Genomic DNA, 16,087 nt, shown 5'->3' with positions numbered 1-16,087 from the left:
GTACTTTTTGAAACAAATCCGGAGCTGGCGCCTGCGCATTGCTCTCTGGTTGGGCGTAAAATCAAGATTACCTCTGAAAACTTGCTGCAAAACGAAAAACTTGTTTTTGCCAAAACCAGCTTTCAGGAAATGATTAGGATCTGTTTTAAATCTCTTGTTTTAAATTCTTACTTTGAATTTTTACATCAGATCTCTACAAATGCATGCCAAGCCAGGATATATCCCTTGAAAAAAACCTTTGCCATTGTAACGCTCTCCACCTTGCTGTCGGCTTGCGCCGGCGTAACGCCGGGCAACGATGCCATAAATTCCACTGCCGCCGCCAGCACCTCAGCTGCAACTCCCCCCGCCGCTACCCCTGCGCCCAATCCCGAGCAAATCGCAAGCCGCAAGCTGGCGGCCAGGGTAATGCCGGTCAAGCCGCCGGAAGAACATCTGCCATCGGTAGCGCTGACCAAGGAAATCCTGTTCAAGGTGCTCAGCTCTGAAATCGCTTACCAGCGCGGCAACTGGCAATCCGCTTACGTGACGCTGCTTGGCGCCGCCCAGCAAACGCGTGACCCGCGCCTGGCCCGCCGCGCCGCCGAAATGGCGCTCAGCGCCAAGCAGGCCAACGAAGCGCTGGTCGCCATCCGCCTGTGGCGCGAACTGGCTCCCGATTCGGAAGAGGCGACCCAGTATTATCTCGGCTTCATCATGCTCAGCAACAATCTGGCGGAGGCCAGGCCGATTCTTGAAAAACGCTTGCTGGATGCGCCGCCGCAAGCACGCGGCGTCATGATGCTGCAGATCCAGCGGTTGCTGGCGCGGGCGCAGGACAAACCCGGCGCGTTCAGCTTGCTGGAACAACTGGTCGCGCCCTACACCTCGATGTCGGAAGCGCATCTGGCGCTGGCGCAGGAGGCGTTCAGCATAGGCAACAGCACCCGCGCTCAGGAAGAAGCGAAAATCGCGCTGAATCTCAAGCCCGATTCTGAACTGGCGATTCTGACCAGCGCGCAAGTCGCTGCGGACAATAACGACGTCGAACGCATCCTGACCGATTTCCTCAAGAAATATCCCGGCTCGCGTGAAGTACGGGTGGCTTATGCGCGCACCCTGATCGATCAGAAGCAATACGAAAAAGCCCGCAGTCAATTTGAAATCCTGCTCAAGAGCGACAAGCAGGACGCCACTACATTGCTGGCGCTAGGCCTGTTGAATGCGCAGATCGGCGACCTCAAGGCGGCCGAGCGCTACCTGATCAGCTACATCGACCAATTGAACAAGCATCCGGAGGAGGCGCGCGACAGCACCCAGGCCTTGCTGATCCTGGCGCAAATCGCAGCCGACCGCAACGATATCGATAGCGCCTTGAAATGGCTGGCGCAAGTCGAGCCGGGCGATGCTTATCTGGATGCCCAGTTGCGGCGAGCGCAATTGCTCTCCAAACGCGGCGACCTGGACGGCGCGCGCCGGGTGCTGACCGAGATCGAGACCAATGGCGAACGTGAAAAAACCCAGGTAACCCAGGTGGAAGCGCAATTGCTGCGCGAAGCCAACCACCCGCAAGAAGCGTTCAAAGTCCTGGAAACAGCACTCAAGGCGCAGCCCGACAATGCCGACCTGCTATACGACTACGCCATGGCGGCAGAAAAGCTGAACAATCTGAGCGCGATGGAATCAGCACTGCGCAAACTGATCGCGCTGGCGCCGGAGAATCAGCAGGCGTATAACGCGCTCGGCTATTCACTGGCAGATCGCAATATCCGTTTACCGGAAGCGCTGACGCTGATTCAGAAAGCGCTGACGCTGGCGCCGCAGGATCCCTTCATCGTCGACAGCATGGGCTGGGTGCAATACCGCCTGGGCAATCTGAACGAAGCCGAAACACGCTTGCGCAATGCCTACAGCTTGCTGCCCGACCCGGAAATCGGCGTCCATCTGGGTGAAGTCCTGTGGGTCAAGGGGCAAAAAACCGATGCGCAAAAATTGTGGCGTGAAGTGCACCAGAAAGATCCGCAAAACGACGCCTTGAAAAACACCCTGGTCCGTTTGGGCGCCAAGTTATGATACGGGCGCCACGCAACACCGCTCAACAAATATTGCCGGCAATCCGGCGCAGCAGCCTGGCGGTTGCCGCCCTGGCGATCGTCGCGCTGAGCGGCTGCAGCGCTCTGTCGCAATCGCCCACATCGGCGGCTGCGGCCACCGTAACCGCCGCCAGCGGCGCGGCGCGGCAATATCATCAGGCCATCGACGTCAGCGGCCGCCTCTCGATACGCTATCAGCAAGACGGCAAGGACCAGGCGATGCACGGCAGTTTTACCTGGTCGCAAGACAAGCAGGAAACCGTGATCACCCTGCTCTCGCCGCTGGGACAAACCCTGGCCACCATCAATATCGGGGCCGACCAGGCAACCTTGAAGCAAGCCGACCGGCCCTTGCGCAGCGCTAGCGACGTCGATGCACTGACCGTACAAGCTCTGGGCTGGCCGCTGCCGATTGCCGGTTTGCGCGACTGGCTGCAAGGTTTCGGCCAGAATGTGGCGGGCCAGCGATTTACCGCTATCCCGGCCGCAGCCGACAGTTTCAGCGTCACCACCGCCGACCACTGGCTGATCCAATACAGCAACTGGCAAGACCAGAACAACGGCGCCGACAGTTATCCGAAACGAATAGATCTGGCGCGTAACGCCACGCAAGCGGGCGACGTCGCGATCCGCATCGTCATCGACAGCCGCCAACCTCACTGACCCCGCACTAAACCTCGTAATGACTCGCACACTGAACAATTGCCCGGCGCCGGCCAAACTGAATTTGTTTTTACACGTCACCGGACGCCGCCCGGACGGCTATCATCTGCTGCAAACCGTGTTCCAGCTGGTCGATTTCAGCGACCTGTTGCATTTCGAGGTGCGCGCTGACGACCGGATCCGGCGCACGACAGACATCCCGGGCGTGCCTGAAGAAAGCGATCTGATCGTGCGCGCCGCCCGATTGCTGCAAACCGCGATTCGTGAAAAAAACGGCACAGCGAGAGTTAGCGCGACCGCATTAGGCGCAAACATCGGCATCGAAAAAAAATTGCCGATGGGCGGCGGACTGGGCGGCGGCTCGTCCGACGCCGCCACCACGCTGATGGCGCTGAACCATCTTTGGCAAGGCCGCTTATCGCGTGAAGAATTAATGGCTTTGGGGCTGCAGCTGGGCGCCGATGTACCGTTTTTCCTGTTCGGACGGAATGCATTCGCCGAAGGAATCGGAGAAACCCTACAAAAGCTTGACACCCCCGACCTATGGTTCGTTATAATTCAGCCCGGCGTAACAATTCCGACTGCATTAATTTTTTCATCTTCGGAATTGACAAGGAATACGAAACCCGTCAAAATGACGGACTTTTCGATAGGTACTAAAAACCTTTTCGGAAAAAACGATTTGGAACCCGTGGCTGCCAAGCAGTTCCCAGAAGTTGCAGAGGCCATAAAATGGCTCGGTAATTATGGAGATGCCAGAATGACCGGATCCGGCGCCTGTGTTTTTTGCGGTTTTACGCAAGAAGATCAGGCTGATGAAGTGCTGAAACTGGTACCGAATCACTGGAAGGCATGGAAAGCCAAGGCGATGCAGGAACATCCGCTCGCAGGGTTATTGAATCGGTAAAGTGGTACAGAATTCGGTTTAGCATCAGATTCAAGCGCGGTTCCAGGGTTTTATAGCGAACATTGCGCGGATTTATGGTAGACAACAAGTTGCGTAGGGGAATCGCCAAGCTGGTTAAGGCACTGGATTTTGATTCCAGCATTCCAAGGTTCGAATCCTTGTTCCCCTGCCATTAAATACGGACAATAAAAGTCCACCAAGTAATAGTGTTACTGCGGGTCTTACAGCGGCAGCCAGATTAAGCCGCTTCAGAAATACAACAACAGCACACAGCGAATACTAAGCCGCCAACGCAAGACTAGAATAGTCGGGCATTGTCGGCTTTTCAACTTTTTAACGACTGTATCCAGGGATCTCCATGGCAAACGAAAACCTGATGGTTTTTACCGGCAACGCAAACCCGGAACTAGCTATTGGAGTTGCCAAGCAACTCGGTATCCCGCTAGGCAAAGCCAACGTTACCAAATTCTCCGACGGCGAAGTGATGGTCGAGATCAACGAGAACGTGCGCGGCAAAGACGTATTCGTGCTGCAATCGACTTGCGCGCCGACCAATGACAACCTGATGGAAATCATGTTGATGGTCGATGCCCTGAAGCGCGCGTCGGCTGGCCGGATTACCGCTGCGATTCCTTACTATGGCTACGCCCGGCAAGACCGCCGCCCACGTTCGGCGCGGGTTGCGATTTCAGCCAAGGTGGTCGCCAACATGCTGCAGGAAGCCGGCGTCGAACGCGTCCTGATCATGGATCTGCACGCGGACCAGATTCAAGGTTTCTTCGACATCCCGGTCGACAATATATACGCATCGCCGATTTTGCTGGGCGACCTGGTCAGCAAGAACTACGACGACCTGCTGGTGGTATCGCCTGACGTCGGCGGCGTGGTTCGCGCCCGTGCACTGGCAAAGCGCCTGAACTGCGACCTGGCGATCATCGACAAACGCCGGCCGAAAGCGAATGTCTCGGAAGTCATGAACATCATCGGTGAAGTCGAAGGCCGCAACTGCGTGATCATGGATGACATGGTCGATACCGCCGGCACCCTGACCAAGGCCGCCGAAGTATTGAAAGAACGCGGCGCCAAGAAAGTGGTGGCTTACTGTACACACCCGGTGCTGTCGGGTCCTGCCCTTGAGCGCATTGTCAATTCGCCGCTGGATGAGCTGGTGGTGGTCGACACCATCCCGCTGTCGGCGGAAGCCAAGGCCTGCGGCAAGATCCGCCAATTGACTTGCGCGGGCTTGCTGGCTGAAACGTTCAAGCGGATTACCAAGGGCGATTCGGTCATGTCGCTGTTTGCAGAATAAGTTTTAAATAAGTTTTAAATAAGTTTTATCGTCCTTGCATCTGGCAACAGCTGCGAAGATGACCTTAAATCCCCTGGTCGCGGGGGATTTTTACCGCCGGACCAATGTCCGGCACACACTGGAGCTTCAAAATGAAAGTAATCGCATTTGTACGCAAAGAGCAGGGGACCGGAGCGAGCCGCCGCCTGCGCAATGCTGGCCAAACCCCAGGTATCGTTTATGGTGGTTCCGACGCGCCGGTCAATATCTCGCTGGACCACAATGCGCTGTACCACGCGCTGAAAAAAGAAACTTTCCACTCCTCGATCCTCGACCTCGAAATCGACGGCAAGGTACAGAAAGTTCTGCTGCGCGACTTCCAAGTCCACGCATACAAACAACTGGTCCTGCACGCTGACTTCCAGCGCGTTGATGCAAAACAAGCAATTCACGTTAAAGTGCCTCTGCATTTCGTCAATGCAGAAATCGCTCCTGCAGTAAAACTGTCTGGCGCCATCATCAGCCACGTTTTCTCTGAACTGGAAGTAACCTGCTTGCCGGCAGATCTGCCAGAGTTCATCGAAGTTGACCTGACCAGCATCGAAGTCGGTCACTCAATCCACCTGGCCGACCTGAAGCTGCCTAAGGGCGTTGCAGCCGTGTCGCAAGAAAACCTGACTATCGCTACTGCATCGATCCCAGCTGGCAAGGTCGAAGCTGAAGCTCCGACCGCTGCAGCAGCACCAGCTGCTGACGCTGCTGACAAGAAGTAATAGCCGTCGTATTTGCCAGAGCGGTTTTCTGGCCGAAAAACCCGCCTTCGTGGCGGGTTTTTTATTATTGCGAGCCTGTTTCGGATAAGTCTTCGCGCCGTCCTTGGGCTAGATTGGACGGTAGTGCCTAATATCCGCGATAATCAGCAACGTCAAAAGCAGCACAGTCAAAATCGACAAAGTCAGAAAGAGTAAAAAACCAACCCATGTCTATCCGCCTCATCGTCGGCCTCGGCAATCCCGGCCCGGAATACGAGCAAACACGCCACAACGCCGGTTTCTGGCTAGTCGACAATCTGGCCAACGAGCTCGGCCGCAAGCTGGCCAGAGAGGCGCGCTTCAACGCCTTCGTCGCCAAAACCAGCATCGCCGGCCAGGAAGTCTGGCTGCTGGAACCGCAGACTTTCATGAACCGTTCCGGCCAGTCGGTCGGTGCGCTGGCGCGTTTCTACAAGATTACTGCGGATGAAATCCTGGTGGTGCACGATGAACTGGACCTGCCGCCCGGCAGCGCAAAACTGAAAAAGGGCGGCTCTTCCGGCGGACATAATGGCTTGAAAGACATCACCGCTGCTCTCGGCACCCAGGATTACTGGCGCCTGCGCTTAGGCATAGGCCATCCGCGCATACTTAACCTGCAGCAAGTGGTGGCCGATTTCGTTTTGCACCGGCCGCGCAAGGATGAACAGCCGCTGATCGAAGATGCGATTGCCGGCAGCCTGAGAATCATCCCCATGCTGTGCGAAGGTAAATTCGAAGCGGCGACCATGCAGTTGCATACAGCGAAATAACGGCGCTGCGGATTGCCAGTGCTCCCGCAATTCTTCGTAACGGCATGGCCAGATCAGGCAAACCCTACTGGATTGCGTGCTCGACTGCTTGACGAATACAATTCTGCCAACACAAGCTCAACATGATGCAATACATCCAGGGAAAGAGATTAAATTGAAGACTGAAGAGGCGCTAACCTCCCGTACTCGGCTAAACGGTGCATTCGATATTTCCGATGAGCGATTGACCTATTTCGCTCGCAGCGGGGTGCTGGCGATCGGGGCAATATTTTTACTATGGATTTTTTGGAACGCGTTTCACGCGATTCCCTCCGCTGACGATTTTTGCTACGGCTTTGGCGCACGCAGCCGAGGAGTCTTTCAAAATGTGGTTACGGAATATCTGACCTGGGGAGGTCGTTATACACCGGCGTTTCTGATCGGCGCGTTTGCGGTCTCGGACCAAGTGTTGCTGCGTCATTACTACGTTGTTCCACTACTGATCCTGGCCCTGAATTTCATGGCTGCACGCCACTTTTTGTCAGTCGCCGGGATAAAAAGCGGTGCGTTCGTTCTGCTTTTCTTCGTCATGCTCATGGCAACGTTCCGCATGAGGGAATCTTTGTTCTGGCTTGCCGGGGGCGCCACCTACGGCGTATCGTGCGCGCTGTTCCTGACTTTGATAGCTGAAGAGCTGCGAATATTCCGCGGGAATCTCGTTATCTCAAAAAAACGAATCGCACTGCTGTCATTGGCAAGTGTGTTCCTGGCCAGCTTTAACGAAACGGTCATGCTTGCGCATATCGCACTGTTGTTCCCCCTGACGATTTACTGCATCTCCCAAAAGGCCAACAAAGCTGTCGTGTTCATATTGGTAGCGGCCATCATCGGCGCCATTATATCGGCGGCGGCTCCTGGCAATTTTTTGCGGGCCGCGACAATGCCGCAGCATATCAATGTGCTATTGGCCGCCTGGAGCGCTCTTAGGTTGATCTTGCTTAAATACGTTGCTTCGTTTTTAGTGAGTCTGCTGCTATTTTATTGTTTCTTCGCGATAATCAGGCCACGAAAAGAGATCGAATTCTCCCGTCGTTTTATATTCGGGTTTTCGACATTCCTGTTTTTAGCTCTATGGGCGAGCATTTTTGCGAGAACATTTGTACTAAACGATCTCGGACCGGAACGAGCAAGAACCATCGACTATATGCTCGTGAATGTCTTGGCGTTTCTGATTGCAACGCATCTTCACACACAACGTCGCGCTATCAACATGGCGAAACGCAAATCCGTAATGGCTGGCACGCTCTTCGTTGGCACAGTTGCGCTGATAATGAGTTTTATATTCTTGCCAAATCACACATGGAGACCGATTGTCACAGGTATCGCGGCGTCTGCCGAGTTGAAGTCCGTCATGTCGGCCCGCTTTGATGCCGCCAAACAAGCAAAAGGCAAGGTATTGGAAGCTGCCGGATATACCAAGGAACCGAAACCGATCACTTTTTTTAACGAAATCAAAACTAATCCGAAGGAATGGGAAAATGTTTGTTTTGCCCAATATTTTGAATTAACCGAGGTGCGCTTAAAACCAAAGCCTGAATGAAGACAAGGCCGAACGACATGCAGTCACGCAATGTTCGGCAGACATTTACAGCCAGCCTTTGGATAAGCCGCTCCGAGAGAGTTACAATTGACGATTGCGAAGAATGGCCGCGAAAAAAAGCGAAACATGCTCGCCTTGTTCTGATTTTAATTTTCACTGTGCAATTTCAAAATTCAGCCTAACTCAATAGCAGTTGGCTCGTAGAACGAATGCAAAACACAGCTAACCTATTGATTTAGAAAGTTTTCCCATGAGTCTCAAATGCGGCATCGTCGGCCTCCCCAACGTCGGCAAATCTACCCTCTTCAATGCGCTGACTAAAGCAGGCATTCCGGCAGAAAACTACCCTTTCTGCACCATCGAGCCGAACGTCGGCATGGTAGAGGTGCCCGATCCGCGCCTGAAGGCGCTGGCCGAGATCGTCAAGCCGGAACGCATCCTGCCGGCGACCGTGGAGTTTGTCGATATCGCCGGCCTGGTGGCTGGCGCCTCCAAGGGCGAAGGCCTGGGCAACCAGTTCCTCGCCCATATCCGCGAAACCGACGCCATCGTCAATGTAGTGCGCTGCTTTGAAGACGACAACGTGATCCACGTCGCCGGCCAAATCAATCCGCTGGATGACATCGAAGTGATCCAGACCGAACTGGCGCTGGCCGACATGGGCACGGTTGAAAAAGCCATCCATCGCGAAAACAAGAAAGCCCGCTCCGGCGACAAGGACGCCGCCAAGTTGGTAGCCCTGCTGGAACGCCTGATGCCGGAACTGGACCAAGCCAAACCGGTACGCGCCTGCGGCCTCGACTCCGAAGAAATGGCCCTGATCAAGCCGCTCTGCCTGATCACCGCTAAGCCTGCCATGTACGTCGCCAATGTCTCCGACCACGGTTTCACCAACAATCCGCTGCTGGATCAGCTGACCGCTTACGCAGCTTCGCAAAATGCGCCTATCGTTGCCATCTGCGCCGCCATCGAATCGGAAATCGCCGATCTGGACGAAGCCGACAAACACGAATTCCTGGCCGACATGGGCATGGAAGAACCTGGCCTGGACCGCCTGATCCGCGCCGCCTTCAAACTGCTTGGCCTGCAAACCTACTTCACCGCCGGCGTCAAGGAAGTACGCGCCTGGACCATCCATGTCGGCGATACCGGCCCGCAAGCCGCAGGCGTGATCCACACCGATTTCGAACGCGGCTTCATCCGCGCCCAGACTATCGCTTTCGAAGATTTCATCAGCCACAAGGGCGAGCAAGGCGCCAAGGAAGCCGGCAAGATGCGTGCTGAAGGCAAGGAATATGTGGTCAAGGACGGCGACGTGCTGAATTTCCTGTTTAACGTCTAAGCCTCCGTTCGACACATAGGTGTATTGACTGCCCTATTGAATTCTGGGGCATGTCGAACAGACATCCGGCAAATTCAAAGACTGCGAAGCCCGGCTCTCTCCCTGCAAATTGGAGATGGACGCCGGGCTTTTTCTCTATCAAACGTTGATGAACAAAGCCAAGCGCGATGCACTCTAATAAGGTGTGGTACGACGCTCGCATGTTGCACTCTCGCCACCTCTATTTCAGGAGGAGCCATGAACGCCAAATTGCTTATCCCAGCCATTGCTACAGTCACGCTATGCGCTGCATGCTCATTACCGCCCAGGATCGATCTTCTGGGCGATCCGGCAGTAGTAACGGCCGCCACGCGAACCATCGTTATCACTCCAGATACCAGCTACGTCAATGTAACCGGCGGCGAAATCATTAAATTCGTCGTGGGCGACAAATCATTTGCATGGAATTTTGACGGCGCCGAATATATTGAGAAATTCGACTTAAATCAAACCGCGCCGCCAGGTATTCTTGACCACAAAGTCATCGCCTATGTCGCCGCCAATCCGCTATATTCCGGCGGCGGCGATGGCCACCACCACGGAGGGGGCCATGGCGGCGGTCATGGCGGTGACCATGGCAACGACTTTACCAGCGGCGGCGGTCATGGCGGCGGTCACAAATAATCAAGCCGAAGCAATGGCCTGATATCCATACGACAGCTCGCTATGGAGACGAAAATACAGTCTCCATAGCGAGCTTCGAGGGCATTATTGCCTTGCCCTCGACAACCCGCTAATTCCCCCCTGAAAACGCAGGAACAAGCACAGTAAACTGAAAATTGTAACTGTGCTTTAAATCTACCGCGCCCACTGTACATACCGTGTCAGCCGGGCCCTGACTACACTCCACCCTACCCTGCGCATTTTGCGTATTTTGTGCAATTCGCATTGCGTGACTGCTTTGCGTGGCATCACCAGCGCCACAAGGAAATAAATTGAGCGACCAGAAGATTGAGCAATACAAGCACCCCGCCGGCGGCTGGGGCGCCTTGAAATATGTGGCATTGCACTTGCTGAAGGAAAAAGTGCCGGGCGGCGGCGTGCGTACCTTGCTGGCGCAAAACCAGCCGGACGGTTTCGATTGCCCCGGTTGCGCCTGGCCGGATCGCGATCATGCGTCGACCTTCGAATTCTGCGAAAACGGCGTCAAGGCCGTAGCGGCGGAAGCCACCTCCAAGCGCGTTACCGCAGCCTTTTTTGCGCAGAATAGCGTCAGCGCGTTGCTGCAACAATCGGATTACGAACTGGAAGAACACGGCCGCCTGACCGAGCCGATGGCGTATGACGCTGCCAGCGACAAATACCAGCCCATCTCCTGGCAAGACGCATTCGCACTGATGGCCGATCATCTGAACGCGCTGGACGATCCGAACCAGGCCTCGTTCTACACATCCGGCCGCACCAGCAACGAAGCGGCGTTTCTGTATCAATTGTTCGTGCGCGAATACGGCACCAACAACTTTCCCGACTGCTCCAACATGTGTCACGAGCCGACCAGCGTCGGCTTGCCCGAGACGGTAGGCGTCGGCAAGGGTACGGTAACGCTGGACGATTTCGACCTGGCCGATACCTTGCTGATCTTTGGCCAGAATCCGGCCACCAACCACCCGCGCATGATGGGCGAGCTGCGCGAATGCGCCAAGCGCGGCGCCACCATCGTTTCCATCAATCCGCTGCGCGAGCGAGGCCTGGAGCGCTTCTCCAGCCCGCAGCATCCCTCCGACATGCTGTCGCGCGCCGGCACCAGCATCAGCAATATGTTTATCCGCCCTACCCTGTGCGGCGATCTGGCGCTGGTCAAGGGCGTCATCAAACGGGTGCTGGAGCTAGACGATCTGGCGCTGCAAAATCAGACCGAACGCGTGATCGACGTCCAGTTTATCGCTGAACATACTGCCTATTTTGCAGAGTTCTCGGCTGACATCCGCGCCGAAAGCTGGGATGACATCGTCACCGAATCGGGCGTCGGCCGCGACGATATCGAACGGCTGACGCAAGTGTATGTGCGCGGCAAAAACGTCATCGCCACCTGGGGCATGGGCCTGACCCAGCACAAGCACGGCGTCGATACGATCCAGATGGTGTCCAACCTGATGCTATTGCGCGGCAATATCGGCCGCCCGGGCGCAGGCTTGTGCCCGGTGCGCGGCCATTCGAACGTGCAAGGCGACCGCACCGTCGGCATCGACGAAAAGCCGACCGCGGCTTTCCTCGATCGCATCGAGCAGGTATTCGGCTTCAGGCCGCCGCGCCAACACGGTCTCGACGTGGTCGGTACGATTGAGGCGATGCTGCAGGGCCAGGTCAAGGTATTCATCGGTCTCGGCGGCAATTTTGCCATGGCCACGCCCGACACTCCGCGCACCTGGCAGGCGTTGCAATCTTGCGCGCTGACCGTGCACATCACCACCAAACTGAATCGCAGCCATCTGATCCACGGCAAGAATGCTCTGATCCTGCCGACCATGGGGCGCACCGAAATCGACCTGCAGGAAAGCGGCCCGCAAGGCGTGACGGTGGAGGATTCGATGAGCATGGTGCACATCTCTTACGGCATCAACAAACCGGTCGCCAAGACCTGCTTATCGGAGATCGATATTGTGGCGCGCCTGGCGCACGCCACGCTGAAACAAAGCCGTACCTGCTGGCTGGATTACGTCAAGAATTACGCGTTGATCCGCGACGACATTGAAAAAGTGTACGACGCCTTCAAAGATTACAACGCCCGCATAGCCCAGCCGGGCGGCTTCCATCTGGGCGTGGCTTCGCGTGAGCGCATCTGGAAAACCGCCAGCGGCAAAGCGCAGTTCAAAGTGCTGCAGATTCCCAAGGACACGCCGATTCACCAGGCGCGCCGCAAATACGGCCCCGAGCTGATGACGCTGATGACCACCCGTTCGCACGATCAGTACAACACCACCATCTATGGACTCGACGATCGTTATCGCGGTGTGTTCGGACAACGGCGGGTGGTGTTTGCCAACCTGCTGGATATCCAGATGCTAGGTTTTGCGGCGGGCGACTGGGTCGATCTGATCGGCGTCTGGGACGATGGCGTCGAACGTCGCGCCGACCGTTTCCTGCTGGTGGAATACGACATTCCGCGCGGCTGCATCAGCAGCTATTATCCAGAAACCAATCCGCTGGTGCCGCTCAACAGCTTTGCCGATAAAGCGCGCACGCCGACCTCGAAATCGATCCCGGTGCTGATGCGCCGTTCGATGCAGAAGGCAGCGTGAAACCATGATGAATCGGGACGATCGGATTGACGATGCGGTGTTGGCAATCTTGTCCGCACTGCATGCCGAAACCATCGGCGAGCGCACCCACAACATCGAGCCTGGCATGTCGCTGGCAAAACTCAGCAAGCGGGTAGAACAACGCATGAGCACTTTGCGGCGTCATCTCAGCGCCTTGGAAAGCAGCGAACTGGTCAGCGTCATTCTCAACGAAGACGGCACCGGCCGCGCTGCATTGACGCCATTCGGAATGGCGATTTTCGATGCCTTGGATGAAAGCCGGGCCGCAGAAATCGCGCGATGACTGTCGTGCTTATTCCAGCATGGCGGCCAGCATCTCGCCCAAGCGCCGTATCGCCTGTTCAATTTGCGGCGTCCAGCTGTAGCTGTAATTCATGCGGATGAAACTGCGATAAGCGTCCGAAGTGGAAAACAAACGGCCCGGCGCAATCGTGATGCCTTCTGCCAGCGCCTGCCGGTACAGGGCCATGGAATCGATCGCCGCCGGTAATTCTATCCACAGCACATAGCCGCCGGCCGGCCGTGTGATGCGGGTGCCGGCCGGAAAAAAGCGGCCGACGAAAGCACTCATGATGTCGCAGCGTTGTTGCAAGGTGCGCCGCAGCCGGCGCAGATGGCGGTCGTAGCCGCCGGCGGTCAGGTAGGCGGCAATCGCCCGTTGCGGCAAGGTCGAGGTGCTGAGCGTGTTGAGGAATTTCAGCTTTTCCACCTGCTCGCGATAACGGCCCGGCAGGGTCCAGCCGATGCGGTAGGCCGAAGTCAGGCTCTTGGAAAACGACGAGCAGTACAGCACCATGCCGCGTTTATCGTAGGCCTTCAAGACACTCGGATGCGCTGTACCGAAATAGAGTTCGTTGCAAACGCCGTTTTCAATGATCGGCATGTTGTAGCGCGCGCCCAGCTCAACCAGTTGCCGCTTGTTTTCTTCCGGCATTTCGAAGCCTAGCGGATTCTGGAAATTCGGCATCACCATGCAGGCTGCAACCGGCTGGCTCTGCACGACTTTCTTCAGCTCAGCGATGTCCATCCCCAACCGCGGATCGGTGGGGATTTCGATAGCGCGCATGCCGAGCCTCTCAATCGCATGCAGCATCGCATAAAAGGTGGGCGACTCGACCGCAATCGTATCGCCCGCTTTCGCCACCGCTTGCAGGCAGAGGTTGATGGCTTCGGTGGCGCCCACCGTTACCACCACATCGCCGGGATCGACGCTCAGGCCGGTTTCCAGATGGCGTCTGACGATCTGCCTGATCAGGTCCGGATGGCCGGGCGGCAAATCGTCCAGCACGCCCAGCGGGCCGCCGCTGCGCAGGATCGCGCCGTTGTACTGGCTGATGCGCCGGGCCGGGAACAAGGTCGGATCGGGATAGGGCGAGCCGAGCGGAATGGCGTCGTGCTGATGAATCGATTTGAGCGTGGCCAATACATGGCGGCTGACGTCGACTTCAGCCGACACCGGCGACGGCCTGGACCTGCCGGGTTCCGCAGGCGATGCATGAAACGCTGACTCATGCGCCGAGGCCGGCGCCACTTCGGCGGTAAACCTCGCCCGCACAAAATAACCCGATTGCGGATGGCTCTCGACCAGGCCGCTGCTTTCCAGCAATTCATAAGCACGCACTACGGTCGTGATGCTCAAGCCATGCTGCCGGCTGGCCTGACGCACCGAACTCAGGCGATCACCGGGACGCAGCACGCCATTCTGCAGCGAAACCCTGATCTGCTCGGCAAAACGTTGGTAAAGGGGCTGGCGCGTTGTTTTCAAACCGGACAGTGACAGAGGCCAAAGATGGGCTCATTATAGTGAAAATCAAACAAATCCCTTGCTCATAAACAGCAGTTATCACGCAGGCATCGCAAAAATGCGGTATCGATCTATAGTAAATAGCTGCGGCCCAGCTTCGACCTGGATTGAATATTTCTGGCGACTGATGGTGATTATTCATGGCGACACTCATTTTCACTCCGCAACTTGCCCGTTTTATCGCAGCGCCGGAAATTCACACCGACGCCCTCACCTTGCGCGCCGGCCTGGAAGCAGCATTTTCATCCAACCCGCGCTTGCGTGCTTATCTGCTCGATGAGCAAGGCCGCCTGCGGCCGAATGTCGCCATTTTCATCGACGGCCATAACGTCCGCGACCACGTGCACCTGAACGCGCCGCTGACGGCGCACAGCAAGGTGCACGTTCTGCAAGCTCTCTCCGGAGGTTGACCATGACTGACCGCGCCTGGATCGCAAGCCGCAAAGGATTGTTTGAACTGCTGAAGCAGGACGGCAGCTGGGCCCTGGGATCGATTGCCTTTCTCGGCGAGCCGGTCTCCATGGTGCTGCCGGACCCGCGCGACGGCGCGGTCTATGCCGCGCTGAATCTTGGCCATTTCGGCGTAAAACTGCATCGCAAGGATGCCGGCAGCGAGCACTGGACTGAAATTGCCGCACCGGCCTATCCCGTCAAGCCCGAAAGTTCAAGCGATCCGGTCGACTGGACTGTGAAATTCATCTGGTCGCTTGCTGGCGGCGGCGTCGACCAGCCTGGCGTGATCTGGGCCGGCACCTTGCCGGGCGGCTTGTTCCGTTCCAGCGATCGCGGCGAGTCGTGGACGCTCATGCATTCCTTATGGGACGCTCCCGAGCGCCGCGAATGGTTCGGCGGCGGCTACGATGTTCCGGGAATCCACAGCATTTGCGTCGATCCGCGCGACAGCCGCCACGTCTTGGTGGGCATATCCTGCGGCGGCGCCTGGGTCACGCATGACAGCGGCGACAGCTGGTCTCTGAGCGCCAAGGGCATGCACGCCGTCTACATGCCGCCGGAGCGCGGCGACGACCAGAATATCCAAGACCCGCATCGGATCGTCGGCGCCAGGGATACCCCCGATCAGCTCTGGTGCCAGCACCACAACGGCATCTGGCGCTCCGGCAATTTTGGCGCAGACTGGCAGGAAGTCAGCACGGCGCCCTTATCGAATTTCGGTTTCGCCGTAGCCGTGCATCCCGGCGACGGCAATACCGCCTGGTTTGCCCCCGCACTGGCCGACCAGACGCGGATTCCGGCGCATGCCGCCCTGGCCGTCACGCGCACTACCGACGGCGGAAAATCGTTTACGGCCTTGCGCAACGGCCTGCCGCAGCAGCACTGCTACGACTTGGTCTATCGTCACGGACTGGCGGTGGCGGATGACGGCCGCACCTTGCTGATGGCCTCGACCACCGGCAGCGTCTGGCTGTCGGAAAACGCCGGCGACAGCTGGCAGACTATCGCCAGCAACATGCCGCCGGTTTATGCGGTGTGCTTTGGCTGAGCGGCTTTATTATTTATGCGATTTCGATAAAAAAAACAGTTCGACATATCGATAGAGCAAAAAAATAT

At 56.8% G+C, this 16,087-nt stretch carries 14 protein-coding genes and 1 tRNA gene; 14 read left to right on the top strand and 1 reads right to left on the bottom strand.

The window, feature by feature from the left end:
* Positions 1–225 precede the first annotated feature (225 nt).
* The 12 genes from KHU33_RS09545 (at position 226) to KHU33_RS09490 (ending at position 12,997) form a co-directional block, all read left to right on the top strand.
* Entirely contained in the window at positions 226–2,052 is a 1,827-nt protein-coding gene (locus KHU33_RS09545) for a tetratricopeptide repeat protein (protein ID WP_211462608.1), read from the top strand.
* Positions 2,049–2,735, top strand: a complete 687-nt coding sequence (locus tag KHU33_RS09540; RefSeq protein WP_211462607.1) for an outer membrane lipoprotein LolB — start codon at positions 2,049–2,051, stop codon at positions 2,733–2,735. Before KHU33_RS09545 ends, KHU33_RS09540 begins: the two co-directional genes overlap by 4 nt.
* A gap of 19 nt (positions 2,736–2,754) precedes the next feature.
* A complete protein-coding gene (gene ispE, locus KHU33_RS09535) occupies positions 2,755–3,642 on the top strand; it encodes a 4-(cytidine 5'-diphospho)-2-C-methyl-D-erythritol kinase (protein WP_211462606.1) in 888 nt (295 codons plus the stop codon).
* A 95-nt stretch (positions 3,643–3,737) separates the two neighbouring features.
* Positions 3,738–3,814 (top strand) — tRNA-Gln (locus KHU33_RS09530).
* Between the two features lie 186 nt (positions 3,815–4,000).
* Positions 4,001–4,951, top strand: coding sequence for a ribose-phosphate pyrophosphokinase (locus KHU33_RS09525; RefSeq protein WP_211462605.1), 951 nt, complete (start codon positions 4,001–4,003; stop codon positions 4,949–4,951).
* 131 nt (positions 4,952–5,082) lie between these two features.
* A complete protein-coding gene (locus KHU33_RS09520) occupies positions 5,083–5,703 on the top strand; it encodes a 50S ribosomal protein L25/general stress protein Ctc (RefSeq protein ID WP_211462627.1) in 621 nt (206 codons plus the stop codon).
* Between the two features lie 206 nt (positions 5,704–5,909).
* Positions 5,910–6,494 carry an aminoacyl-tRNA hydrolase gene (gene pth, locus KHU33_RS09515; RefSeq protein ID WP_211462604.1) on the top strand — a complete coding sequence of 195 codons (585 nt, stop codon included), beginning with the start codon at positions 5,910–5,912 and terminating at the stop codon, positions 6,492–6,494.
* Positions 6,495–6,648: 154 nt separating this feature from the next.
* Complete coding sequence (locus KHU33_RS09510; protein ID WP_211462603.1) at positions 6,649–8,073, top strand: DUF6056 family protein; 1,425 nt, start codon at positions 6,649–6,651, stop codon at positions 8,071–8,073.
* 250 nt (positions 8,074–8,323) lie between these two features.
* Positions 8,324–9,415, top strand: coding sequence for a redox-regulated ATPase YchF (gene ychF / locus KHU33_RS09505; RefSeq protein WP_211462602.1), 1,092 nt, complete (start codon positions 8,324–8,326; stop codon positions 9,413–9,415).
* Positions 9,416–9,652: 237 nt separating this feature from the next.
* On the top strand, positions 9,653–10,078 hold the full coding sequence (locus KHU33_RS09500; protein ID WP_211462601.1) for a CzcE family metal-binding protein: 426 nt from the start codon (positions 9,653–9,655) through the stop codon (positions 10,076–10,078).
* A gap of 311 nt (positions 10,079–10,389) precedes the next feature.
* Complete coding sequence (locus KHU33_RS09495; protein ID WP_211462600.1) at positions 10,390–12,693, top strand: FdhF/YdeP family oxidoreductase; 2,304 nt, start codon at positions 10,390–10,392, stop codon at positions 12,691–12,693.
* Between the two features lie 4 nt (positions 12,694–12,697).
* Positions 12,698–12,997: a helix-turn-helix domain-containing protein gene (locus tag KHU33_RS09490; protein WP_211462599.1), complete on the top strand. Its 300-nt coding sequence runs from the start codon at positions 12,698–12,700 to the stop codon at positions 12,995–12,997.
* 9 nt (positions 12,998–13,006) lie between these two features.
* Here KHU33_RS09490 and KHU33_RS09485 read toward each other — a convergent pair whose 3' ends face one another.
* Positions 13,007–14,479: an aminotransferase-like domain-containing protein gene (locus KHU33_RS09485; RefSeq protein WP_407928263.1), complete on the bottom strand. Its 1,473-nt coding sequence runs from the start codon at positions 14,477–14,479 to the stop codon at positions 13,007–13,009.
* A gap of 179 nt (positions 14,480–14,658) precedes the next feature.
* On the opposite strand from KHU33_RS09485, the gene KHU33_RS09480 reads away from it, so the two are divergent.
* Positions 14,659–14,928: a MoaD/ThiS family protein gene (locus KHU33_RS09480; protein ID WP_211462598.1), complete on the top strand. Its 270-nt coding sequence runs from the start codon at positions 14,659–14,661 to the stop codon at positions 14,926–14,928.
* 2 nt (positions 14,929–14,930) lie between these two features.
* On the top strand, positions 14,931–16,019 hold the full coding sequence (locus KHU33_RS09475) for a WD40/YVTN/BNR-like repeat-containing protein (RefSeq protein WP_211462597.1): 1,089 nt from the start codon (positions 14,931–14,933) through the stop codon (positions 16,017–16,019).
* Positions 16,020–16,087 lie beyond the last annotated feature (68 nt).

Source organism: Collimonas silvisoli (genome assembly GCF_018305005.1).
GTDB lineage: Bacteria > Pseudomonadota > Gammaproteobacteria > Burkholderiales > Burkholderiaceae_D > Collimonas > Collimonas silvisoli.
Note: the sequence above shows the minus strand (reverse complement) of the source record. Positions and strands in the feature narration are given on the sequence as shown.